Consider the following 26226-nt stretch of genomic DNA (forward strand, 5'->3'; position numbering starts at 1 on the left):
AAAAACCACTAACCTCATGAAAAATAAAATTATTTATTTTCTATTTTTCTTCTTTCCAATGCTGATTTTGACAGCACAGGAAAACGGAATAAAAGGAACGGTAATTTCGTCTGATGACGGAATGCCGCTTCCGGGAGCAACCGTACTTATTTCGGGTACAAACACTAGTACAGTAACAGATTTTGATGGTAATTTTTCTTTCGGAAATATAAATGCTGATGCTGTAATTGTTGTTTCTTTTATCGGTTTCGCACCACAATCGATTCCCATTAAAGGACAAAATACAATCAATATAACTTTAAAAGTAGACAACAACCAGCTAAATGAAGTTGTTGTAACAGGATATTCCAAACAAAAGAAAACGGATATTACAGGAGCGGTTGCTGTTGTAAACATGAAGGATGTCATGAAACAGCCGGAACCAAACCCAATTAAAGCGCTGCAAGGAAGGGTAGCGGGGGTTAAGGTTTCATCTGACGGATCTCCGAGTGGAGCAAATACAAAAGTAGTGATTCGTGGAGTTGGAACTTTAAACAACACAGATCCTTTGTATGTAATTGACGGAATGCCAACTAAATCAGGAATGCACGAATTGAACCCGAATGATATTGAATCTATTCAGGTTTTAAAAGACGCTTCTTCGGCGAGTATTTATGGTTCTCGCGCCTCAAACGGAGTAATTATCATTACGACCAAAAAAGGAAAAGAAGGTAAAATGAGAATCAATTTTAGCACGTATACCTCTCTTTCTGATTATTCAAGAAAGCAGGAAGTTTTGAATGCAGATCAATTTGGTCAGGCTTTATGGCAGGCAAATATCAACGACGGATTAAATCCGAATAATAATAATTTGCGTTACCAATTTGACTGGTCTGTAAATAATAACAAACCACAATTAAATAAAGTTTTGATTCCTGAATATTTAGATGCTGCTCAAACGCTAAAATCAGCAAATACAGATTGGTACGACGCGATTTCTCAAACCGGAATAGCAAATTCGTATGATTTATCAGTTTCTAATGCATCTGACAAAGGAAGTTATGTTTTTTCTTTGGGATATTATGGAAATGAAGGTGTTGTGAAAACAACAGATTTCGAAAGAATTTCTGCCAGAATGAACAGTTCTTATAAATATTTTGACGGGAAATTGGTTATAGGAGAAAACTTCTCTATGACTCGTACCAACGAAGTTACAGATCCCGGAGTTCTGGATCCTGCGCTTCGTGCCTTACCAATTATTCCGGTACATACTGTTGACGGTAAAGGCTGGGGAGGACCGGTTGGCGGAATGAACGACAGACAAAATCCGGTTCGACTTTTAGAATATAACAAAGACAATAAATACGATTATTTACGTCTTTTCGGAAATATGTATGCCGATTTAGAGATTATCAAAAACCTTCATATCAAGAGTAGTTTTGGTATCGATTACGGGTTTTATAAAAAACGTACGCTACAAAGAAGTTACCAATCCGGTTATTTGCAAAACGATCAGACATCGGTTACCATTGATCAATCGGTAAGTGATAAATGGACGTGGACAAACACGGCTATTTACAGTTTGAATTTCGGAAAAAGCAATCTGAATTTAATGGCAGGAACCGAGATGTACAAAGATACTTATGATACCACGACTTTGCGTAAAAACGACTTTTTGATCGAAACGCCAGATTATATGTATCCGGATGCAGGAACAGGAGAATCGTTTACAAGCGGAACTTCAACAGTATATTCTTTGCTTTCTTATTTTGGAAAAGCAGATTATGAATTTGATAATCGTTATTTGCTTTCGGCTACAATTCGTCGTGATGGTTCTTCGCGTTTTGGTAAAAACAATCAATTCGGAACCTTTCCGGCAGTTTCAGCAGGATGGAGAATCAGCAATGAAAATTTCATTAAAAATAATGCACCCGTTTTTTCTGATTTAAAATTAAGAGCAGGATGGGGACAAACCGGAAATCAGGAAATCAGCAATACAGCCGTTTACAGTTTGTATATGGCTAGTTATGCAGGTGGAAGTCCAACCTGGGAAACGTCTTACGGAACAGCTTACGACATTGCGGGGAACGGAAACGGATTGCTTCCGTCAGGTTTCATTGCAACGCAATCCGGAAATGATGATTTAAAATGGGAAACCACAACACAAACCAACATTGGTTTAGATTTCGGATTATTCAAACAAAAATTAAGCGGTTCTGTTGATTATTATAGTAAGAAAACAGAAGATATTTTGGTTTTACCGGCTTATTTAGGAGTAATTGGCGAAGGTGGAAATCGTTGGGTTAATGGTGCTTCGATGGAAAATACAGGATGGGAAGTTTCTTTAGGATATCACGATGAAACATCATTTGGATTGAAATATGACATTTCCGGAAATATTTCGGCAAACAAAAACAAGATTACGCAATTACCGGATGAAGTACGAAATAACTACGGAGGAGACGGTTTAGACGATAATATTTTGGGCCGCCCAATAAACTCAATGTATGGGTATGTGACTGACGGATTGTTTAAAAGTCAGGACGAAGTAAGCAACTCGGCAATTCAGGAAGGAAAAGGCCTTGGCAGAATTCGTTACAAAGATTTAAACGGAGACGGAACCATTACAGATAAAGACCGTACTTGGATTGGTAATCCAAATCCGGGATTGACTTACGGAATTAATTTAGGTTTAGGATATAAAAATTGGGATTTCACCACTTTCTGGGAAGGAGCAAGTGATGTTGATGTGATTAACTATACAAAATACCAAACAGATTTTTGGAGTGTAAATGACGTAGGTTCAAACAAAGGGACTCGTTTATTAAATGCCTGGTCTGTAGATAATCCAAATTCTACTATTCCGGCTTTAACCACGGTTGATAGAAATGCAGAGTCAAGATTTTCAACTTATTATGTAGAAAACGGAAAGTATTTAAAACTGCGTGTTTTACAATTTGGATACAGTCTGCCTAAAGATTTATTGAAAAAAATGAATTTTGACAGCTTTAGATTCTACATCAGCGGACAAAATTTATTGATCATTGATGCTAAAAGTTTTACTGGTGTAGATCCTGAAAATGCAAGATTTGGATATCCGCAGCCAACGACTTTCACGGCTGGTCTTAATTTTACTTTATAATAAAGATTAAATCAAAAAAAATGAAAAAGATACTATATATAACAGGGTTTTTATTGTTGGGAATATTTGCTTCCTGTTCTGATTTTCTGGAAGAAGATCCTCGTGGCGTGTTGTCTGAAGAAGATATTGTAACACCACAATCTGTAGAAGGTTTTATGAATGCGGCATACGCACAATTGGGTAATGATCATTATGATTCGCCTTATAGTTTGTGGCCATTTGGAAATGTGCGTTCTGATGATGCCTACAAAGGCGGAAGCGGAACTAACGATATTCAGGATTTTCACTTTTTTGAAGTTTCGAATAATATCAGATCTGATTTTAGCGAATTGGATAACTTTTGGTACATCAGTTATGTGGGAGTTTCCAGAGCAAATAAAGCTTTGAAGGCATTAGAACAAATTTCAGAAGCTGATTATCCGTTAAGGAAAACTCGTATAGCCGAAATGCGTTTTTTAAGAGGACATTTTTATTTTATGCTGAAAATTATGTTCAGAAATGTTCCTTACATCACAGAAGATATCGCGATTGAAGATTATAAAACAATCTCAAACAAAGCACTTTCAAACGAAGAACTTTGGAATAAAATAGCGGAAGATTTTCAGGCTGCCGCTGAAGCTTTACCTGAAACGCAGCCACAAGTTGGCCGTGCAACTCAAAAAGCAGCGTATGCTTATTTGGCAAAAACCCGTTTGTATCAGGCTTATACGCAAGATGAAGCTTTTAAAGTAACAGGAATTAATCAACAGCATTTGCAGGAAGTAATTGATGCGACCGATAAAGTAATTGGCAAAGCAAGTTTAGAGCCGGATTTTGCAAATAACTTTTTGCCGGGGACTTTTGAAAACGGAACTGAGTCGATTTTTTCCATTCAATTCTCAGACAATGACGGAACTTTATACGGAAGATTAAATTTTTCAGATGTTTTGTCAACTCCTCAGGGTTTAGGATGTTGTGATTTTCATAAACCAAGTCAAAATTTAGTAAATGCTTTTAAAACAGGCGCAAATGGTTTGCCGGAATTTGATACTTATAACAATCAGGATTTTGATTATAAAAATATCGATGCCAATACGGTAGATCCAAGATTGTATCATACCGTTGCGATGCCAGGTCTGCCTTATAAATATGATCCGGAATTTTTATATGTTGAAGCGTGGGTTAGATCTCCGGGAACATACGGATATTTTGCATCCTTAAAAGAAAACGTGGCGCCAAGCTGCAGTTGTGTGGTGAATATTGATCCGTTTTACGGAAATTCTAAAAACAGAATCCAGATTCGTTATGCCGATGTGATTTTGATGCGTGCCGAAGCCCTGATTGAATTAGGAAGACAATCAGAAGCTTTACCATTAATCAATCAAATTAGAGAACGAGCTGCCCAAAGTACAGGACGACTTCCGTATGTAAGTAACTTTAAAGTTAATACTTATGAAGACGGCGTTAATTGCAACTGGACACAGGATTTTGCCCGTAAAGCTATGCGTTTTGAACGTCGTTTAGAATTGGCAATGGAAGGAAATCGTTTCTTTGATTTAGTTCGCTGGGGTGTTACAGATCAGGTAATGAATGATTTTTATGCTGGCGAAAAAACAAAACGCACTTATTATCAGGATGCCTTTTTTGATGCGAGTAAAGAGGAGTACTGTCCAATTCCGTTGAAACAAATTAATTTCAGTCAGGGAGTGTACAAACAAAATCCGGGTTATTAATCTTTAAGAATCATTAATATGAAAAAACATATAAATAAATATTGGGTTAAAGTATCTGCAGTATTGGCAATGATTTTTATGATTACTGCCTGTGAGAACAGTTTTGAAAACAGTGGCTTTGATATCAATTCACCCTCTAATGTTACTTCTTTTAAAATAAATGGAGTAGCTGGTGAAATTGACCAGAAAACAGGAAAAATTAATCTAACAATGCTTTATGGATCTGATATCACAGCAGTAAAACCTGAAATAATACTTGAAGGAGGTGCAACATCAAATCTTGATCTGACAAAACCAATCAACTTTACAAGCCCGGTAAAATTTAGAGTAGTAAATGGTAATTTGTATAAAGACTATACGGTAACAACAGTAGTGTTGAGTCCAATAAAAAGTTTTACTGTTAATGGAGTTGCAGCAACAGTCAATGATATAAGTAAAACTATTACAATGACACTGCCTGAGGGCACAAACCTAACGGCATTAAAACCGGTTATTGAGGCAACAGAGGGAGTTTCTATCTCACCGGCTTCAGGGACAACGGTAGATTTTAGCAATGCAGTAACTTTTGTTGTAACTGCTAACGGAAAAAGTGTTAATTATACGGCTAATGTAGGAGTTCCGGTAACAGGATTAGTAGTAGCGTTTTTAGGAACTGCTGCAACAAGAGCCGAAATTACTAATATAGATGAAATTACGGCAGCCGATTGGTTCTTTACAACTTTTAATGGAGCTAAATATATCTCATTTAATAGTATTCAAAATGGTGCTGATTTAAGTGATGTTGATGTAATTTGGTGGCATTTTGATTCTGCCGTTAATTTACCTTCAATTGCCTACAATCCTGAAGTAACAACTGCTTTGAAAAATTTCAGATCTAACGGGGGAAATTTGCTTTTGACATCTTTTGCTTCTCAATATGTAGATGCTTTAGGAATTGTTCCTTCAGGAAAAGGACCGAATAATGTTTTTGGAGATTTTCCTCCAAACGGATTTGTTGATGGAAATTCATGGGGAATGTCATTTGTGGGACATGAGAATCACCCAATTTTTGAAGGATTGATTACTTATGAAACCGGGAAAGCTAATTTATTACAAAGCGGTACTTTCCGGTTGAATCATACTGCCTGGTGGTTTTTACCAGAATGGGGAGGTTACGGCAACGGAGAAGGTTGGAGAAACCAAACAGGAGGAACCAACTTAGCAAGTGAAGCTTGGGATAATAATCTTGACGGAAGAGTAACCATTGCGGAGTTTCCAAATACAGGAACTGATAAAAATGTGATCGTGATTTCGATGGGTGCTTATGATTGGTATAACGAAACCAATAGTAGCGGTGTCCCAAGTCAGGCAAATGAGTTTATTGGTAATATCAAGCTTTTAACGCAAAATAGTATCAACTATTTGGCTAAAAATTAATCTACTTTGAATTCAACAAAAATGAAATATAGAAATATAATAACGATAGCTTCCGTTTTATTTTCGCTTGTTTCCTGCAGTCAGGACGATAAGTATATTGGAGGTTCTATTTCAGGAGGGAATTCTGAGATAACAAGTGTTTTTCCTGTGCCGCCGGCACAATGGATGGGCGCAAATGATCCTTATTATAGTGCGGGTTATACAGGAGACATTATGCCTTTTTTCGACAACGGAAAATTCCATATTTATTTCCTTCATGATGCGCAGAATAAACCGGCAGGAAAAGGTTTTCATGATATTCATGAATATTTAAGTACTGATTTGGCTCATTTTACCTACGAAGGGCAAATGATTCCATACGGAAAAACGACTGATCCTGACTTTGCCATTGGCACAGGATCAGTGGTAAAAGTGGGGTCTCTATATTATTTCTATTATACAGGACATAATGAAACTCCGGCTTATGTACAATCCAATGTGAGAGAAAGTGTTTTATGTGCTACAAGTTCTGATTTGAAAAATTGGACTAAAGTGCCTTCTTTTAAAATTACAGCACCGGCAGGATATTATAATTATGATTTCAGAGATCCGCATGTTTTTTATAATGATGAGTTAAAAAAGTATTCAATGTTGGTTAGTACACAGACAGAACCAGGCAGAAAAGCAGTTTTGCTGCATTTTACAACTGCTGATCCTGCATCAGGAAAATGGGATGTTCAGACGCCAATTTATACGACAACATCACAAGATAATTATTTAATGATGGAATGTGCCGATATTTTTAAAATCGGGAATTATTGGTATTTGATTTTTTCTGAAAACTGGAGTGCTAATAAAGGAACACATTACAGAATGGCAAATTCTATTAACGGACCTTGGATCAAGCCTGAAAATGATATGATTGACGGAGAATATTTTTACGCAGGTAAAACTGCTTCTGATGGAAATAAAAGATATGTTTTTGGATGGAATGCCCGCAAAACGCCTGAAAATGATTTAGGAAATAAAGATTGGGCAGGTAATATGGTTATTCATGAATTGACTCAAAATACGGATGGAACCCTTGGTGTACAGACACCACAATCTGTTAAAGATTTATTTTCTAAAAAAAGCAATACTGCTGAAGTTGATGTAACCACAGCAAATGCGACAGTAAATAATGGAAGCTATATTTTGTCAGGTGCTACCGAAAAAGCCATGGTAACTTTTAAAGCAATAGGTAAAAAAGCCAGAATAAAAGCAGAAGTGACCTTATCAAATAGCGCAGGAATGGCAGGATTTATTTTCCATACCAATGATACAGGAAGTTATTATGAAATAGTTTTTGATATAACAAAAGGTAAAGTCATAGGGTATAATTCCGCTTCACAGGAGGTAACACGTATACCATTTCAATTTCAGACAAATACGAAGTATGATGTTGAAATAATTGCAGAAGGAATCGTTGTAGTACTTTACATAAACGGAAAAACAGCTTTAACAAATCGCATTTACGGCAGAGATCAAAACAAATGGGGATTAATTGCTGAAGGACAGAATAGTACTTTTTCTAATCTTCAGATTACGAGACCAGAATAACATTAATAATAAATATTTTTAGAATGAACAACGGAAAAAACCTTAAGGCGGTTGCCTTTGGAGAGGTGCTTTGGGATGTTTTTGCCAATGAAAAAAAAATTGGCGGGGCACCATTAAATGTGGCTTTGCGAATGAAAACATTTGATTGCGAGGTAGCCATGATTAGTTGCGTAGGAAATGATAAAGATGGTGAGGCAATTATCAATGAGGTAAAAAACCTGGGAATTGATACGGATACTATTAGTAAATCAGAAGATTTTCCGACTGGCTTAGTAAACGTAACATTGAATGAACGCGGATCTGCAAGTTATGAAATCACGTATCCATCGGCATGGGATAAAATTGTTTTGAATGAATCTGGAAAAAAAATAGCGTTTGATGCTGATGTACTAATTTATGGAAGTTTGGTTTGCAGGGATGAGGTATCAGGAAAATCTCTGGAAGAATTGCTTCAGACACAGGCTTATAAGGTTTTTGATGTTAATTTGAGAAAGCCCCATTATTCTTATGACATGTTAGAAAAATTAATGCATTCAGCTGATTTTATTAAATTTAATGATGAGGAATTGCTGGAAATAGCAGGCGCAATGCATTCGCCATATTCGGGTTTGGAAGACAATATGAACTTTATTGCAGAAAAAACCAAAGTAACAGCCATGTGCGTAACAAGAGGAAAACATGGCGCTTTGTTAATGTGGGAAGGCCAGCTTTATGAAAATGGAGGTTATCCTGTAAAGGTTGCCGATACAGTTGGAGCGGGCGATTCGTTTTTGGCAGCTTTAATTACATCAGTGCTTAACGGAAAAGATCCGCAAACAGCTATTGATTTTGCCTGTGCAGTTGGGGCTTTGGTTGCAGAAGCACCGGGAGCTAATCCTGAGATTTCTAATTCCAGAATTGAAAATTTAATGATACAAAATAAAAGTATAATTTAACCATAAGCGTTTAATTATACCGATATATAAATTTCTAAGTTAAGACAAAAAAATGGCGCCATCTGCTTTCAGTTGGCGCCATTTGGTATATCTATTAATGTTTTGTTTACTTTCCTCTTTCAAATAGTAACGAAGAAAACGCTTTGACTCCAATTCTAATACACTCTTCATCAACTTGAAAATTAGGGGCATGATTCATTGCTATAATTCCTTTTTGGAAATTAGAACCTCCAAGTAAAAAATAAACTCCGGGAATTTTCTGTTGGAAATAGGCAAAATCATCATTGAAATAAGGAACCTGCCCGTAGTCGGTTACAACAAATCCTTTTCCGTAAATATTGTCAAGCGTAGTGATAGAAGTGCGTGTTAAATTTGGATCGTTTAAAACGGTTGGATTTTCTTTTATGAACTTAATAGAAATTTTCTGAGAACCATAATTATTGTCTTCAATTACCTTATCAATGGTAGGAATAATGTTTTTTAATCGGGTTGCATCAGTTTCGTAGATTTCTGCATTTATATGGAATGCATCGTTTTTAGAATACGTTCTAAAATTTTCGTCAGCAATTAAATAATCACTAAATATTGTTTTGGGATTCATCAAGCCCATTTCAGGATCTGAAATGAGCTGAATCTCCCATGGTTTGCTTTGGTTATTCGATCTAATCAAAGAATTACGAATTTTTGACGTAAGCTCTTTTAACTCTTTGGCAGGTAACACATTTTTAAATTGTATTCCTATTTCTTTTTGGTAAGCAAACACTTCATTTGGCTTTACCATTATTTGTCCTATAGGTAATCCTACTACGTGAAGTGCGTAAATTTCATCAATTTTATATTTGGCAAATAATTTGTTTTCAGTAATTTTTTTTGCTCCTATAAATGTTTCTTCTTCAGGCTGAAAAATAAAATAGACCGTGCCATGCAGCGACTTTTTATTTTTTGCTAAAACTTCTGCTATTCCCAATGAAATTGCCATGTGAACATCATGACCGCAACCGTGTTGAACACCTTTTGTGTTAGATTTAAAATCAGATTGATCAGGAAAGTCATTTGGCAATGCGTCCATTTCTGCACGCCAGGCGATTTTTTTACCTTTTTTTCCACCTTCTAAAATGCCAACGACACCATATCCGTAAATATCAGTTTCAACTTTAAGGCCTAAATTCAATAAATGTTTTTTTATAGTCTCTTGGGTTCTTTGTTCTTTACCCGCCAGTTCCGGATTCTCATGAAACTCCCTTCTAATTTGGACAAGCTTGTCGAAAATTGCATCAGTTTCAAGTTGGATAGATTCCTGAGTAACAACTTCACTCTTTTTTTCCTGTCCATAAACAATGTATTGTCTGCAAAATATATTTACAATAAGTAATGCCAATAGAATTTTTTTATTCATTTTGTGTTTTGCAAGGTTAGCTTAATTTACTTTTGAAATAGCTAATATAAACTAATTTTATAATGAATTGGTTTTAGATTGCAGATAGTAACCTTCTTTTAATACTATTGTTTAATGGAATTTTCGTTGATTAAAACATAGACAGGAATATAATTAGAGATCAACAAAAATGAATCTTTAAAAAATACTTATATAGATTCAAAATCAATATTTTACCTTTTTTCTCAATTTAAATCTTCTTATTAAGAAAAAAGAGGTTTCGAGAGAATATGTCTATGCTTTTGATTGATAAATCCATCTTATAGAATAGCATTATATATACTTTTATTTTTCGGTCTGACATTCCATTATTTGATTCTGAAATTTAATGAACACGATTGTTAATTATTAGTAATATATTTTTTGTTAGGTTTTGTTTGTTAGGGAGATTAGTTATTATTTAATCTCCCTTGTTTTTGTTAGGCTAAATACGTTAAGACAATTTAATTAAGATATGATTTATATGAAAAGAGAGAATTTAAAAAGTAAAAAGTACAATTCCTTAAAAATGGCTGTATCAGTTTTTATGCTGTTATTTCTTTGTTCGTTTAAAGGATATTCTAAAAATGAAGAAAATACAAAAGACGCATTGGCAGTAATAGAAAGACTTATAGGTAATCGTGCCAGCGAGTTTGAATTAAGCATTGTTGAGAACAAAGAGAATAATAAATCAGATTGGTTTGAAATTGAAACAAAAAACAATCAGGTAAAAATAAAGGGTTCAAACAATACTGCAATTTGTTATGCGGCTTATAATTTTCTTAGGGACATAGGTGCCGTTTTAGTGAGTTGGGAAGGAAATAGAGTTGCTTTACCTAAGGCATGGCCAGAATATTCAAAAAAAGGAACTACACCATTTCAATACAGAGAATATTTAAATGCCTGTACTTTTGGTTATACCACTCCATGGTGGGACTGGAAACGCTGGGAGCAGGAAATCGACTGGATGGCGATGCACGGAATCAATCTTCCCACTGCAATGGAAGGTCAGGAAGCTGTGTGGCAGGAATTATGGAAAGAGTATGGTTTAACCAGCACTCAATTAGAAGCACATTTTGCGGGACCAGCTTTTTTACCATGGCAGCGTATGGGAAACATCAATAGTCTTGAAGGACCATTGCCACAAGAATGGTTCAGCAAAAAAGAAGAACTTCAAAAGAAAATATTGGAAAGAATGAGGGCTTTAGACATGCATCCCGTTGTACCGGCATTTAGTGGTTATGTTCCTAAAGCTTTTGCAGAAAAACATCCGGAAGCCAAAATAACGGAACTAAAATCCTGGTCGGGAGGTGGTTTTGCAAGTACGTTTCTATTAGATTCTAAAGATCCTTTGTTTAAACAAATAGGAAAACGCTTTATTGAAATTTATACTAAAATGTACGGCAAGTCGAATTTCTATCTGGCAGATTCTTTTAATGAGATTGAACCTCCGGTTTCGGAACATAATAAATATGAAGAACTTTCTAATTACGGAAGTGCAATTTATGAAACTATAAATGAAGCAGCACCCGGTGCAGTCTGGGTTATGCAGGGATGGCTTTTTGGAGACAATAAAGAATTTTGGACAAAAGAAGCTACGAGTGCATTTCTTAGTAAAGTGCCAAATGACCGATTGATGATCCAGGATTATGCCAACGACCGATATAAGGTATGGGAAAATCAGGAAGCTTTTTATGGTAAACAATGGACTTACGGTTATGTACATAATTATGGCGGATCGAATCCTGTTTATGGAGACCTGAATTTCTATAAAAATGAATTGACGAGTTTACTTAAAAATCCAAATAGAGGAAATGTTGTGGGCTACGGCGCAATGCCGGAAGGTTTAAATAATAATTCAATTGTATATGAATATATTTATGACCTTCCGTGGAGCCAGGGGGAACAACCTGTAAACGATTGGCTGACTAAATATTTAAATGCGAGATACGGACAAACAACTTCAAAATCTGTTTTTCAGGCATGGGAATTATTACTAGAATCTGTTTACAATATTAAATATTGGGAAACCCGCTGGTGGAATGATAGGGCTGGAGCGTATTTATTATTTAAACGCCCGACTGCAACAATTACAGAATTTAAAGGAAATCCCGGAGATAAGAAAAAATTAAAAGAAGCTTTGGATATTTTAACTAAAGAAGCTAAGAAATATGATAAAAAGAATTTTATTAATTACGATTTAATTGATGCTTCAAGACATTACTACTCGCTTTGTATTGATGAGGATTTGATGGAATGTGTAAAAGCCTATCAGCAAAAAGATATTTCAAAAGGAGATCAACTATTTAAAAAGATAGAAAAACAAGCTCTGGATATCGATAAGATGATGTCACGACAACCATTAAACAGTCTGGATCAATGGGTAAAATCAGCTTCTGATTATGGGAACTCTCCTGAAGTATCTAAATTATACGTAAAAAATGCCAAAACATTAATAACGCTTTGGGGAGGAGAAGGACATTTAAATGATTATGCATCCAGATCGTGGAACGGAATGTATAAAGGATTTTACTGGCCAAGATGGAAAATGTTTTTGGAAGCTCTAAAAAAATCAGCAGTGGATAACACTCCTTTTGATGAAACAAAAGAAAGAGAATTAATTAAAAACTGGGAAATCAAATGGACTGAAAATAAATAAAAAATATACCAAGACTATAATTAATACGTATATAACCAAAATATAACTTAAACTTTTAACCATTACCTTAAACTATACTTAAAATATGAAATGAAATTTTTACGAAATCGATTAATTAATAAGTTTTTAACTATGTAATTTTAGAAAAATAATTTTGGAAACCCTTGCTATCATTGACTTTATATGAATTATCCATGTTTATGAATAACTTGTCCATTTGTTAACATTTCTTTACCATTAATTTCGTCAATACTATATTAACCAATTAACCAATATCAAAATGGAAAAACTTAAACTTTTATTATTAGCCTTTTGTTTTTGCTTCTCAATTAATACCTGGGCACAAAAAACAGAAGTGTCCGGTGTGGTTTTAGATGACAAAGGCATTCCACTGCCAGCCGCCAATGTACTAGAGAAAGGTACAACGAATTCAGTAACAACAGATTTTGATGGAAAATTTAAATTTTCGGCTTCAAACAAAAATGCTACACTAATAGTTTCTTATATGGGGTTTGAAGATTTGACTTTAAAACTAGACGAAACAAAAACAAATTATTCGATTAAATTGCAGCCTACCACAAACAGTTTAGAACAAGTTGTAGTAGTGGGTTACGGAAAAGGATCTCGTAAAAACCTTACGACTGCTGTAACTTCTGTAAAAGCCGAAGATTTAAACAGAGGGGCAATTAGTGATGTAGGACAGCTTTTACAAGGTAAAGTTTCCGGTTTGAACATTTCATCAAGCGGTGACCCTACAAAAACGGCTTCTGTAGTTTTGCGTGGAGCTTCTACATTAAATAGTTCACAAGGACCATTTTATGTAATAGATGGTATTCCGGGAGTTGATATCTCCGTAATTTCTCCAGACGATATTGCAACTATCGATGTCTTAAAAGATGCTGCTGCAACGGCAATCTACGGTAACCGTGCTGCAAATGGAGTTATCATGGTAACAACAAAAAAAGGAAGTAAGGGCAAAACTCAGATTGCATACAATGGTTATGTTGGTTGGGAAGAAGTTTCAAATAATCTGGACATGATGAATGCAGATCAGCTGAGAGATTTTACTACTAAAAACAATTTGAACTTTACTCCTGAAAATGATAAAGGTGCCAATACAAACTGGCAAAAAGAAATTTTAAGAACAGGACGTGCAGCATCAAGCAGCCATAACTTATCGATGAGCGGCGGCGGAGATCATGGAAACTATACAGCAAGTATCACTTCTCTTAACAAAGAAGGGGTAATGTTAAAAAGTGACTTTTCTCGTATTATTGCCCGTTTATCTGTTGAACAATTTGCTTTTGATGATAAAGTTAAATTTGGTTTAAACGTTACCAATTCCAGCACAAAATATCAAAATGTACCACAGAGAAATACTGTTCTTTTGCAGGCAGCAAGTTATCTTCCTGTTTCTCCGGTAAGAAATGCTGATGGAAGTTTTTTTGAAAATTTTACCAGTCCGGGATATTTTAACCCGGTAGCATTAATTGATCATGGTACAGATGAAACTAAAACGGAAAACCTTGTAGGTAACTTTACTGCAGAAGTAAAACTTCCGTTTGGATTCACTTATAATTTGAATTTGGCACACCAAAGATTAACTACTTCTCATGGAGAATTTTATGACAGTTATTATTCACAATACAACAGTGCCAACTTTTACAACAACCCAGATCCACCTTTGACAAAAACATTGGTTAATTTTGGTGTAAATGGTTCTGCATTGAGAAATTCTTACGAAACCAGAAACAATATTATTGAAAGTTTCCTTACTTGGGATAAAACATTTGGAGAGCATAAAATAAAAGCTGTAGCAGGTTACTCTTGGCAGGAGAATACATTAGGAGACGGTTTTCAGGCTACAACAACTAACTTTCCTGTAGACAATGTTGGGTATAACAACCTTGCTTTAAGTAATTACACTTCGGTTAATGGTTACGTAGTAAATTTTGGTGACAGTAAAGCTTATCAAAAAACACGTTTGATAGCTTATTTTGGACGTGTGAATTACAATTACAAAGATAAATATCTATTACAAGGATCAATTAGAAGAGATGGTGGATCTATGTTTGGACAAAATAACCAATGGGGATATTTCCCTTCTGTAGGTGGTGCGTGGAGAGTAGATAAGGAAGGTTTTATGAAGAATCAAGACTTTTTTAGTGATTTGAAATTCCGCGGAAGCTGGGGGGTAACAGGAAACTCATCTGGATTTAATGCTTATACAGCACAGTTTATTTCCGGAAGTTTAGGAACTTTCTATTATAACGGACAACAAATTGGAGCTTATGGTCCTAACCAGGCAGCAAATCCTGATTTAAAATGGGAAAAAACTGCTACCACAAATATTGGAGTTGACTTCTCAATCTTAAAAGGAAAAGTAACAGGTTCTGTTGATGTGTACGACAAAAAAACAACAGACATGATTTTCAATTATAATGTAAATCCGGTGCTTGTACCAGTAGGATCAATTGTTGCAAACGGAGGAACAATGTCTAATAAAGGTATTGAGGTTAGTTTAAGTACAACTCCTGTTAAAACAGCAAATTTCAGCTGGACAACTAATCTGAATTTGGCCCACAATAAAAATGAAATCGTAAAATTAACCAGTCCATTCTTTGTTGGTGGAGATTCTATTCGTCGTGTACAGCCAGACGGAGGCGGACAAACAGGAAGTACTTTACAGATTTTTAAAGAAGGAAAACCTTTAGGACAATTCTTTACCTTAAAATATGCAGGAAAAAATGCTGACGGAGTTTCACAGTATTACGATAAAAATGGTGCTCTGACAACAACGCCTTTAAACGGAGTAGATTATCATTATGCAGGAAGCGCACAGCCAAAACTATTAGTAGGATGGGCAAATAATTTTCAATACAAAAAATTCGATTTAAGTATTTTCTTCAGAGGAGTTTTTGGTAATAAAATTTTCAATGCCACTCGTGCCGATTTATTCAGACCTAGTACTGCAATGACCAATAATATTTTAGTTGATGCAGGAAACGAGTCTCCAAATGACTTAAACTCTTATAAATATTCAGATCGTTTTATAGAAGACGGCAGCTATGTAAGATTAGACAACATGACTTTAGGATATAATTTTGGTAAAGTGGGAAGGTATATAAACAGTGTACGTATTTATCAAACCGTAAACAACGTATTTGTTATTACCAAATACAAAGGAATTGATCCGGAAGTTGAACAAGGAGGAACAGCTCCTGGTGTAGATTCAAATAACTTCTATCCAAAAACCAGAACTTATATGTTTGGTGTAAATGTGATCTTCTAAAATTAAATGCTAAAAATTATGAAAAAGATATTAAAATATTTAGGGCTCCCAGTACTTATGGCTGGTTTAATCTGGTCTTGTGATGATCTTGAAGTGCCTATTACAACACAATTGACACCTGAAGTATTTCCTCAAAACTCAGCACAATACATTCAGACAACAGGACCTGTTTATGCAGCATTTCGAGGTGAATTTTCATTTGCCTGGTGGTGGTCTCAGTCTTTATCTACAGACGAAGCTATTTTGCCTGCAAGAGGAGGTAACTGGTTTGATAACAGAAACTATATTGCGATGCATTACCATGATTGGAATGCAGATAATGGAATCATAGGAAGTCTTTGGGACTGGTCGTCTAAAGTGATCGGAACAAGTAATCAGGCAATTTCTATTTTAAGACAGACAATGCCAGAAGGTGCAGATAAAAACACGTTGATTTCTGAGTTAAAAACAATGCGTGCCATTTCTTATTACATGTTAATGGACAGCTATGGCGATGTACCGTTGGATACTTTATACGGAGATTTTTCGTCTCATGCCAAAACGCCGAGAAAAGACGTTTTTAATTTTATTGAAAAAGAATTAAAAAATGCCGTTCCTAATTTAAATCCTGCAGCAGGAGTTGCCACTTACGGAAGACCAAATAAGCAAACAGCTAATGCAATGCTGGCTAAATTATATTTGAACGCAGAGGTATATACAGGCACATCACGTGTTAATGAATGTATTGCAGCTTGTGATGAGGTAATCAACTCAGGCTTATATGTTGTCGAGCCAAGAGCAACTTACCTTCAAATGTTTTACCCAACAAATGGACCGTTGATGAAAGAATTTATTTTTGCAGTTCCTTACGATCCGGCAGCTGTTACAGTAGGTTACAACGGACAAATGTACCATTCACGTTATGATGTACCGCGTTCTGAAAGAGCTAAGTTTGGTCTTTCATTTACACCAAGTGCACCAAGAAGTACCCTTCCTGAATTTTATGCTTATTTTGATGATGTAAATGATATTCGAAATAAACAATGGCTTACCGGGCTTCAGTTTATGAATGACGGTATTACACCAGTAACGGTTACAACAACCAAAAAAGGATACGATCAGTTTTATACAGGATCTGATGGAGGAGCTTCATATACCTATCAGGTAAATTTAACACCGGATATTATACCGCGTCAAAGTGAACCTTTATTTGATCTTGGAAACGACGAAATTGCATGGAATATGGGTTACAGAAATATTAAATTTTACCCGGATGCTACTTCAACAAATCGTAATCAAAAAAATGATGTTCCTTTCTTACGTTATTCAGATGTTCTTTTAATGAAAGCAGAAGCAATCCTTCGTGGAGGAAGCGTAACAATAGGACAAAGTGCAGACGCATTAGTAAACATGGTTCGTTCTAATCGTACAACATCTCCGGCATTAAGCGGTGTAACATTAGAAGATCTTTACAAAGAAAGAAGCCGTGAATTTACCTGGGAAGCATGGCATAGAAATGATATGATCCGTTTTGGAAAATATGAAGGGCAATGGGGTTACAAAACCAATGCAGATACCTATCGCCGTGTATTCCCAATTCCAACCAATGCGATGGTTTTAAATCCGGCTCTGATACAGAATGATGGATATTAAAAATAAGAATTAGTAAGTACGCATTGTTACCCAATTTTAATTTTGAAAAGGAGAGGAGCGTAAATTCTTCTCCTTTTTTTACTAAAAAACTGGTCTATTCAGTTGCTCGTAAGAATCAGTTTAGTTTTGTTTTTGAATGAAAGCAAGGCTTAATCGAATGCCGTTTGAGAAAGTAGTGAAAGATTAAGCTTTGTAACATTCATTTAGCTAATGTTTTGAGAATTATAATCCGATGAAATCCTGTCTAAAACAATATTGTCCCAACGATACAAACAGAATAAATGAAACTAAATAAAATCTATAAAATAGGACGCATTGGAATAGGTTTAACTCTTGTTTTTTTAGTGTCGTGCAATGCTCAGAAAACTATTTCTTTAAAAAAGAAACAGTTATCAGACATGGTTTATCCGTTGTTGGACACCGAAAATTCCAGATGGTTTTACTTTTCATCAGCAAGTCGTCCGTTTGGTATGGTAAACCTAAATCCCGATACCGAAATTAACGGCGATTGGGGCGGCGGTTATAAATATACTACAGATACAGTTAAAGGTTTCAGCCACGTTCACGAATGGCAAATGTCTGGCGTATCAGTTATGCCCGTGACAATTGCATCAGAAAACAAACCAACTATTTTTAAAGACTTTTACTCGAAATTCAGTCATCAAAACGAAATCATAACACCAGGATATCATTCCATAAAATTAGATCGATATCAAATAACGGCAGAATTAACCAGCACACAAAGAGTTGGTTTTCATAAATATACTTTTCCGCTAAAGGCACAAAAAGCAGTTCTTTTTAATCTGAACACTATTTTAGGACCTTGTGAAAATACAAATGGCAAATTAGAAAAAAACAATGATTATGAACTTTCGGGTTCATTAGTTTTGAGTACAAATTTCAGGCGCCCAAAACCATTAACCGTATTTTTTAAAATTAAAACAAACGAGCCAATTACTTCCATAGAAAGAGATAATCAGACAGGTAATTATTTGGTCAATTTTAATAAAACGAAAGAACAAGTATTGATGAAAGTCGGTATTTCTTATACTTCAATAGAAAATGCCAATAACAATATCGAAACCGAATTACCACATTGGGATTTTAATAAAACAGTTGACGATTCCAGAAAAGTATGGAGTGATTTATTGGGAAGAATTAAAATAGAAGGAGGAACCCAAACCGACCAAAGAAGATTTTATACGGATCTTTGGCATGCGCTTCAAGGCAGAAAAATGATCAGTGATGCAAATGGAGCCTATCCGGATAATACAGGAGAAAAATTCAGACTCGGACAATTGCCTTTAAATGCTGACGGAAAACCAAAATTCAACCATTACAATTCAGATGCTTTCTGGGGCGCACAATGGACGATTAATAATCTTTGGGGATTGGTGTATCCTGAAATTATGGAAGAATTTGTGTATTCGTTAATGCAGTATTACAAAGACGGCGGTATGATTCCACGCGGACCTTCGGGAGGAAATGATACTTATGTAATGACCGGAGCTTCGGCAACACCTTTTATCGTCAGCGCAGTTCAAAAAGGAATTGTAAAAGAAGATTTAGAAGAAATTTACATCGCCCTCAAAAAAAATCATATGCCGGGAGGTATTATGGAAAAAGCAGGATATGAACACAATACCAATATTGGCGGTGGCTTAAAATATTATTTAGAAAAAGGATATGTGCCTTATCCACTTCCCGATGGTAATTTCGGAAGTCATGAAGACGGTACAAGCCAGACTTTAGAATATGCTTATCAGGATTGGACTTTGGCGCAATTGGCTAAAAAATTAAATCATGAAGAAGATTACAATTATTTCATCAAAAGGGCAAAAAACTATCAAAATGTTTTTGATACACAAATAGGCTGGATGCATCCGAAAAACGTAGAAGGAAAATGGCGTGAAAATTATGATCCCTATCAATATGAAAATGGATTTATAGAATCAAATGGAGCACAATCAACATGGTTTGTTCCGCATGATATTGAAGGTCTGGCCGTTTTAATGGGAGGAAAGGAAAAAGCTGTCGCAAAATTGAACACTCAATTTGAAACGGCTAAAAAACAAAAGTATACTTCTGGTACATCGCATGATGCAGAATTACATCCGGAGTTTAGCAGAATTCCTGTAAATTTTGGAAATCAGCCTTCTATACAAACATCCAATATTTTTACGCTACTGGGAAGGCCGGATTTAGCACAGTATTGGACAAGAAATGTAGTAAAAGAAACTTTCAGCGGATTATCTCCGGCAACTGGTTATAACGGCGACGAAGACCAGGGATTAATGGGAAGTCTAAATGTATTGCTTAAATTAGGTTTATTTCAAATAAACGGAGGAACAGACCAAGATGCCGTTTATCAAATTGGAAGTCCAATATTCAATAAAATCACGATAGACTTAAATCCGAAATATTATTCAGGCAAAACATTCACCATCAAAGCCAATAATAACAACGCTGAAAATGTGTATATAAAGGATATCAAATTCAATCAGAAAGCAGTGCCAAAATTCAGTCTTTCACATCAGGAGATTACTAATGGAGGTGAGTTGATTTTAGAAATGTCAGATCAGCCAAAGCTAGAAAAATAGTAAAGATAACGTTGGGTTAAAACCCTATTAACGCATAAAAACATATAAATATAGTTATTTGAGAAATATTAAAAATAACTAAACACACAAACAAAAAACAAAGAAATAACCACAATGAAAATATCATCCAAGTTTATCTTTTTTTTAGGAATATCATTTCTTACAACAATTACAAGTAACGCTCAGAAAACCGTTCATCAATACGTTGACCCAATGATTGGATCAGAAGGAGTCGGCAGGGTTTTTATAGGCCCGTCGTGTCCATACGGAATGGTAAAACCAAGTCCGGATTGTACCTCAAGTCCAAACAGCGGCTGGCTTCCAATGCCAAAAGAAGCAACCGGTTTCAGTCAGGTACACGTAAGCGGAACAGGCGGTGGCCCGAAATACGGAAACATTCAAATTATGCCATTTTCCGGTGCTTTGGATAAAATGGATCAGACATCATTTCGAACAGAAGAAAATGTAAAACTGGGTTACTACGAAACTGTTTTCAAAGAAAATAAAATCAAAACCGAAATAACGACAGGCGAAAAAGTATCTTTTTACCGTATCACTTATCCAAAAAACACCTCAAAAGAATTAAAAATAGATCCGGGATTTTTTCTTGGAGAAGAAAAGATTCCTGATGCCAGAGAAGCACAGCAGTTTGTAGGTTCGCAGATCGAAATTGTTTCGGATACTGAAGTGAGAGGTTACAGCAGAATCAGAGGAGGCTGGAATAACGGACGCGCTTATACCGTTTATTTCTGGGCAGTTTTCGATCAGCCGATTGCAAAATATGTAACCTTTAAAGACGGAAAATTTTACAGCAATCAAAAAGTACAATTTGATTCTGGAAAGAAAACAGCCGCTTTACTTTCTTTCGGAAACGGGGGAAAAGAAGAACTGAATGTCAAAATCGGAATCTCTTTTTTAAGTGAATTAAAAGCAAAAAATAACATAGAAGTAGAAATTCCGCATTGGGATTTTAATACCGTTTTATCCACCTTAGAAAATAAATGGGAAAACTTATTAAGTCGAATTCAGCTTTCTGCAGACACTTCAGATGAATATAAAAAAATGTTCTACACAGGTTTATATCACACAATGATTATGCCTGTTGATAGAACCGGAGAAAATCCCTTATGGACAAATGACGAACCATATTATGATGATTTTTATACGATTTGGGATACTTTTAGAACATCAAGCCCTTTAATTACGCTGATCGATTCTAAACGTAAAGTTGAAATAATTAATGCGATGCTCAATATTTACAAACGCGAAGGCTTTTTACCAGAAGGAAGAAGCGGTAACGACAACGGAAGAACGCAAGGCGGCTCAAACGCTGAGGTTGTTCTGGCAGATGCTTTTGTAAAAAACTTAAAAGGAATTGATTACGAACTGGCTTTGCAGGCTATGCTCAAAGACGCAACCGTTCCGCCGGGAGGAAATGAAGAAAAAGAAGGAAGAGGCGGATTAATAGATTATTTAAAACTAGGATACGTTCCCTTCGGCACAGACCGCGCAGGAAACCGAACAATCGATTATGCCTACAACGATTATAATATTGCCGTTGTTGCAAAAGGATTAGGCAGAACCGATTTGTACAATCAATATATCAAACAAGCCGACAGCTGGCAGAATTTATGGCGTCCTGATTACGAAAATAACGGAGCCAAAGGTTTTATTATGCCAAAAGACAAAAACGGAAACTGGCTTGATGATGTTGTTTTCGGCGAATCAAAAATCCAGAAACCTACTTATAAATATACGCCCGTAATTATCGAATCGCCTTGGTATGTATGCCATTGGTGCGTGTTTTTCTACGAAGGAAATTCATGGGAATATTCATTTAGCATTCCGCATGATATTCCAGAAGTAGTTCGTAAATCAGGCGGTGAAAAAGCTTTTGAAGAGAGATTGAATACTTTCTTTAATTCAGATTTGTATAATGTAGCCAATGAGCCTTCGTTTTTAACGCCTTGTTTGTATCACTGGATCGGTAAGCCTTATTTGAGCAGTGACCGAATCAGAACGATTATCAAAAACAATTTCAATACTTCAAGAGAAGGATTGCCGGGCAATGATGATTCGGGAGCAATGTCTTCCTGGCTTGCTTTTCACATGATGGGCCTATATCCAAATGCCGGACAGCCTTATTATCTGATTAATACGCCTTTGATAAAAGAAACAACCATGCAATTAGAAAACGGTAAAAAGTTTACTATTTCGGCAAAAAAAATGAACGATAGAAACAAATACATTAAAGCGGCATTTCTAAACGGAAAACCATACAACAAAGCATGGATTTTACACGATGATATTAATAACGGAGGAGAATTAGTTTTAGAAATGGACTCTAAACCTTCGGCTTGGGGAACTACTATTTTACCTCCAGTTAAATAAAATGATAAGCAAGATGAAAAATATATTTTTAATGATTCTTTTTTGTATCGTTTATCAAAAAGGAACATCTCAAAACTACAATCCGACAATAAAAAATAATACAGAACTAAATTATGTCTGCAAACTGCACGGCCAAACTAGAACTTTATCACTTATAGCTCAAACGGCAGGTGACGGACTAACTTTTAAATTGGAAACCAGAGGCGTAAAAAGCAGTATTGTGATGCTTCCTGAAGCAGTAAAAAATGGAAATGCCTTAAGCTTTAACCAAGGAGAATACGCCCCGGTTTTAAACTTAAAACCGACAGAAACCTTTTTTATGATTTCAAGATCGGCATATCAGGATTTAGTAAAAAATAGTTCATTTGTTTATAATAATACAACTTATGTTTTAGATAAAAACGAAGACAAAAACGGAGTTTCGATTGACGGAAAATCAATCGAAGCTTTACATGTAATCGCACAAATTGATGAAACCGAAATGTGGATTATCAAAAATCCAGAATATCCATTAATCTGTAAAATAGCTAAAAATCCTTTAGGGATAAACTTTACTTTGGTGAAAGTGGCTGATAAGTAAAAAAAACACTTTTTCATCTGGTTTATATTGTCGTGTTTTCCCCTTTTTATCACAAAACAACTATTTATTGAGAAATCGTTTGCGTAATAGTGAAAGTATTGAAATGTTAGTTTAAATTTACGAAAATTAAATTTTAAACTATTAATAATTGAAATTATGAGATTATCAATCATAACCACTTTACTTTTTTGCTGCATTTGTTTTGGACAAAATAATACAGATACCAGTTTGTATATGAAGTCTGATAAAATTACCTATCTGACCGATATTGGTTCAGAAACGGGAGATTTATATAAAACAATTGGACATCACGGGCCTGCTGTTGAAAATGAATGGATGGCTTTGCGAATTTACTTCAGCGATAAAGTAGCGATTGATGTTTATTCTAAAGCAAAACCAGGTTTAGAGTTAAGAAAGGCAAATTGGTACCCAACGCCGGAACAGCAAAAAGAAGGATGGGGTGCTGATTACTATAAAGTAGCATCAACTGTAGGTTTGGGAGGTGTAAAACTTTGGGATGGAGAAAAAGTTGTGCCTTTAAATCCGGTAACAAATCGTTTAGCACGCGTGGGAAAAACAGATACAACTTCGTGGATGGAAATGATTTCAAGAGGAGTTCCTTACAAAGGAAAAAAAGTAGATATTTTAGTTCGTGTTACGGTGTTTTCCGGTAAAAGAGAGGCAAAAGTAGAAGCTGTTTCTTTAAGCGGAGAAAAAGTACAATTTGCCACAGGAATTAATTATTTCAAAGATTTCGGAACCAAAAAAGGAACCAATTATATTGCAGTTTGGGGAAAACATCCGGAAGATGTTGCAGCAGAAATCGTAGAGATTGGAGCAGCAATTATGTACAATCCAAAAGATTATGAAAAAACTACAGATGACGGGACACAATATTTGTTAATCTCTAAACCAACAAAAACATTAGAAACAAAAATCATTTCTTCGAGCGCAAGAGAAAGTGAATTAAATACTTTAGATAAATTAGAAGCTTACATTAAAAAATAATGCGCATTTAAAAAAATTACATGTTTAGAATATCGGCCATAATAGTAGTATTACTTTCTTTATATTCCTGCAAATCACAGCAGACCGCTAAAAAAGAAGTCCAAATTGCTTTTATAGCCGATGTTCATTTACAAGATATTTTTGCCCAATTTGAAGATAACAATTATCAGGGAATCAAAAATCCGGTTACGGGCGAATATGCCAATATCAGGACGATGAACGCTCAATTGCATTCTACGAGAATTTTCAATGAAAATTATTTTGCCTTTCTGGAAGCTTTAAACGATATCGTCAAAAGAGGCATCAAACAAGTCGTACTTCCGGGTGATTTTAGCGACGACGGACAACCCGTTCACGTGCGTGGATTGAGAAAAATACTCAACGAATATTCCCAAAAACATGGACTTTCTTTTTATGTTACAACTGGAAATCATGATGTTGTAAGACCCTTTCAGCAAGATGCCGCTAAAACTGATTTTTTAGGTAAAGACGGAAAAGAGCAGATTATCAGCAGTTCGAAAAATAATTTCAATAAAAGCAAAAGTGAACTTGAACCGATTATCACTGCCGATATAAAAAACTGGGGATATAAGGAAACGATTCAGGAAATGAGAGATTTTGGTTTTTTTCCAAAAAAGACCGATTTGTATTGGGAAACACCTTTTTCAAGCTACACATATGAACAATACAATTTTGAAGAGGCTTTAAAAGAATCTGTTTTAGAAAAAAGAACGTATCTAATTAAAAACACCAATCTATATCTTCCAGATGCCAGTTATCTTGTCGAACCAATAAAAGGAATCTGGCTTTTGGCTATAGATGCCAATGCTTATGTTCCAAACGAGAAATTATCAGGAAAACAAGATGATCCGCATGATTTTTCGGGAGCCAATACAGGTTATAATAACGTTCTGATTTATAAAAGTCACTTATTAAACTGGGTTAAAAAAGTTTCCGCGGAAGCGAAACAAAGAGGAAAAATACTGATTGCTTTTAGTCATTATCCAATGGTGGAATTTAATGACAATGCCTCGCCGGAATTAAAACAGCTTTTTGGTGCCGATAAAATGCAGCTGCAGCGAGTTCCTAACGAAGAAGTAGCGCAGCAATTTGCAGATGCCGGGATTCAGATTCATTTTGGAGGTCACATGCACATCAACGATACTGGCGTAAGAACATCCGAAAACGGAAATACTTTGTTTAATATTCAAACACCTTCGCTTGCAGCTTATATGCCGGCTTATAAAATATTGACGATTCATTCTAATTATGAACTTGAGGTTGAAACGGTAGTAATTGGCAAAGTGCCTAATTTCAATAGTTTATTTCCTTTTTATGAAGAAGAATATGCGCATTTGCAGAATAGTAAAAGCGAGCATATTTGGAACAAAGAAATTTTAAAAGCGAAGGATTATGCAGCATTTACAAACTGGCATTTAAAGGAATTAGTTCGTTTAAGATTTTTACCCGAAGATTTCCCGGCTGAATTTCTAAAATCAATAATAAATTTTTCAGGAAAAGAGTTATTAGAAATAAATAAAAATGCACCGGAAATTGATAAAGAGTTGAAATCAAATTCTCTCACAATTTCCAATTTTGAATTATGGACGGGTTTTGATATGATTTTCGATTTTTACCGTTTAAAAAGTGCTGATGAATTGGCTTATTCAGAAATTGGAAACAAGAGACTAAAGCAATATAAATTGGTTTGCAGTCAGTTAAAAAAATCAAATGATCCAAAACTGATTTTATGGGCAGAAATATTCTTGAAAACCATGAACGGCGATCCTTCCGATCATTTTATGATTGATTTGAAAAACAACAAAATTGATAATTTATCTGTTAAATAATTTTGATATTTATTAAATCAAAAAGATTAAATTGCATT

The 26226-nt window shown here is 35.3% G+C and carries 14 protein-coding genes; 13 read left to right on the forward strand and 1 reads right to left on the reverse strand.

The features are described 5' to 3' along the window. Nucleotides 1-16: 16 nt before the first annotated feature. The 5 genes from AC4FQ3_RS19520 to AC4FQ3_RS19540 are packed head-to-tail and all read left to right on the forward strand — an operon-like array spanning nucleotide 17 to nucleotide 8762. Nucleotides 17-3121 carry a SusC/RagA family TonB-linked outer membrane protein gene (locus AC4FQ3_RS19520; RefSeq protein WP_491182966.1) on the forward strand — a complete coding sequence of 1035 codons (3105 nt, stop codon included), beginning with the start codon at nucleotides 17-19 and terminating at the stop codon, nucleotides 3119-3121. Between the two features lie 20 nt (nucleotides 3122-3141). Then, complete coding sequence (locus AC4FQ3_RS19525; RefSeq protein ID WP_491182967.1) at nucleotides 3142-4833, forward strand: RagB/SusD family nutrient uptake outer membrane protein; 1692 nt, start codon at nucleotides 3142-3144, stop codon at nucleotides 4831-4833. Between the two features lie 18 nt (nucleotides 4834-4851). Continuing rightward, nucleotides 4852-6249 (forward strand): DUF4960 domain-containing protein, encoded by a 1398-nt coding sequence (locus tag AC4FQ3_RS19530; protein WP_491182968.1) that lies wholly within the window; start codon nucleotides 4852-4854, stop codon nucleotides 6247-6249. 21 nt (nucleotides 6250-6270) lie between these two features. Beyond that, the gene (locus AC4FQ3_RS19535; RefSeq protein WP_491182969.1) at nucleotides 6271-7827 is read left to right on the forward strand and encodes a family 43 glycosylhydrolase; all 1557 of its coding nucleotides are present in this window, start codon (nucleotides 6271-6273) and stop codon (nucleotides 7825-7827) included. Between the two features lie 23 nt (nucleotides 7828-7850). After that, nucleotides 7851-8762 carry a carbohydrate kinase family protein gene (locus AC4FQ3_RS19540; RefSeq protein WP_491182970.1) on the forward strand — a complete coding sequence of 304 codons (912 nt, stop codon included), beginning with the start codon at nucleotides 7851-7853 and terminating at the stop codon, nucleotides 8760-8762. A gap of 106 nt (nucleotides 8763-8868) precedes the next feature. On the opposite strand, the gene AC4FQ3_RS19545 is transcribed toward AC4FQ3_RS19540, so the two are convergent. Further along, the gene (locus AC4FQ3_RS19545; RefSeq protein ID WP_491182971.1) at nucleotides 8869-10158 is read right to left on the reverse strand and encodes a M20 metallopeptidase family protein; all 1290 of its coding nucleotides are present in this window, start codon (nucleotides 10156-10158) and stop codon (nucleotides 8869-8871) included. 502 nt (nucleotides 10159-10660) lie between these two features. Between AC4FQ3_RS19545 and AC4FQ3_RS19550 the strand changes: the two genes are divergently transcribed. From AC4FQ3_RS19550 to AC4FQ3_RS19585, 8 genes are all read left to right on the forward strand, one after another. Beyond that, the gene (locus AC4FQ3_RS19550; protein WP_491182972.1) at nucleotides 10661-12835 is read left to right on the forward strand and encodes an alpha-N-acetylglucosaminidase; all 2175 of its coding nucleotides are present in this window, start codon (nucleotides 10661-10663) and stop codon (nucleotides 12833-12835) included. Nucleotides 12836-13115: 280 nt separating this feature from the next. Continuing rightward, the gene (locus AC4FQ3_RS19555) at nucleotides 13116-16127 is read left to right on the forward strand and encodes a SusC/RagA family TonB-linked outer membrane protein (RefSeq protein ID WP_491182973.1); all 3012 of its coding nucleotides are present in this window, start codon (nucleotides 13116-13118) and stop codon (nucleotides 16125-16127) included. An 18-nt stretch (nucleotides 16128-16145) separates the two neighbouring features. Further along, entirely contained in the window at nucleotides 16146-17759 is a 1614-nt protein-coding gene (locus AC4FQ3_RS19560) for a RagB/SusD family nutrient uptake outer membrane protein (RefSeq protein ID WP_491182974.1), read from the forward strand. Between the two features lie 281 nt (nucleotides 17760-18040). Continuing rightward, a complete protein-coding gene (locus tag AC4FQ3_RS19565) occupies nucleotides 18041-20359 on the forward strand; it encodes a GH92 family glycosyl hydrolase (protein WP_491182975.1) in 2319 nt (772 codons plus the stop codon). 114 nt (nucleotides 20360-20473) lie between these two features. Beyond that, nucleotides 20474-22750 (forward strand): GH92 family glycosyl hydrolase, encoded by a 2277-nt coding sequence (locus AC4FQ3_RS19570; protein WP_042562784.1) that lies wholly within the window; start codon nucleotides 20474-20476, stop codon nucleotides 22748-22750. Nucleotides 22751-22763: 13 nt separating this feature from the next. After that, on the forward strand, nucleotides 22764-23330 hold the full coding sequence (locus tag AC4FQ3_RS19575) for a hypothetical protein (RefSeq protein ID WP_042562783.1): 567 nt from the start codon (nucleotides 22764-22766) through the stop codon (nucleotides 23328-23330). 156 nt (nucleotides 23331-23486) lie between these two features. Further along, entirely contained in the window at nucleotides 23487-24338 is an 852-nt protein-coding gene (locus AC4FQ3_RS19580; protein WP_042562782.1) for a DUF4861 family protein, read from the forward strand. 20 nt (nucleotides 24339-24358) lie between these two features. Further along, complete coding sequence (locus AC4FQ3_RS19585; RefSeq protein WP_491182976.1) at nucleotides 24359-26188, forward strand: metallophosphoesterase family protein; 1830 nt, start codon at nucleotides 24359-24361, stop codon at nucleotides 26186-26188. The last annotated feature ends 38 nt before the right edge of the window (nucleotides 26189-26226 follow it).

The sequence above is a fragment of the Flavobacterium sp. AK-345 genome (assembly GCF_058310175.1).

Coding starts and splice junctions, on each gene's coding strand:
- AC4FQ3_RS19535 (WP_491182969.1), top strand. CDS start 6,271: ATGAAATATAGAAATATAATAACGATAGCTTCCGTTTTATTTTCGCTT.
- AC4FQ3_RS19545 (WP_491182971.1), bottom strand. CDS start 10,158: ATGAATAAAAAAATTCTATTGGCATTACTTATTGTAAATATATTTTGC.
- AC4FQ3_RS19530 (WP_491182968.1), top strand. CDS start 4,852: ATGAAAAAACATATAAATAAATATTGGGTTAAAGTATCTGCAGTATTG.
- AC4FQ3_RS19550 (WP_491182972.1), top strand. CDS start 10,661: ATGAAAAGAGAGAATTTAAAAAGTAAAAAGTACAATTCCTTAAAAATG.
- AC4FQ3_RS19540 (WP_491182970.1), top strand. CDS start 7,851: ATGAACAACGGAAAAAACCTTAAGGCGGTTGCCTTTGGAGAGGTGCTT.
- AC4FQ3_RS19585 (WP_491182976.1), top strand. CDS start 24,359: ATGTTTAGAATATCGGCCATAATAGTAGTATTACTTTCTTTATATTCC.
- AC4FQ3_RS19555 (WP_491182973.1), top strand. CDS start 13,116: ATGGAAAAACTTAAACTTTTATTATTAGCCTTTTGTTTTTGCTTCTCA.
- AC4FQ3_RS19570 (WP_042562784.1), top strand. CDS start 20,474: ATGAAAATATCATCCAAGTTTATCTTTTTTTTAGGAATATCATTTCTT.
- AC4FQ3_RS19560 (WP_491182974.1), top strand. CDS start 16,146: ATGAAAAAGATATTAAAATATTTAGGGCTCCCAGTACTTATGGCTGGT.
- AC4FQ3_RS19520 (WP_491182966.1), top strand. CDS start 17: ATGAAAAATAAAATTATTTATTTTCTATTTTTCTTCTTTCCAATGCTG.
- AC4FQ3_RS19580 (WP_042562782.1), top strand. CDS start 23,487: ATGAGATTATCAATCATAACCACTTTACTTTTTTGCTGCATTTGTTTT.
- AC4FQ3_RS19575 (WP_042562783.1), top strand. CDS start 22,764: ATGAAAAATATATTTTTAATGATTCTTTTTTGTATCGTTTATCAAAAA.
- AC4FQ3_RS19565 (WP_491182975.1), top strand. CDS start 18,041: ATGAAACTAAATAAAATCTATAAAATAGGACGCATTGGAATAGGTTTA.
- AC4FQ3_RS19525 (WP_491182967.1), top strand. CDS start 3,142: ATGAAAAAGATACTATATATAACAGGGTTTTTATTGTTGGGAATATTT.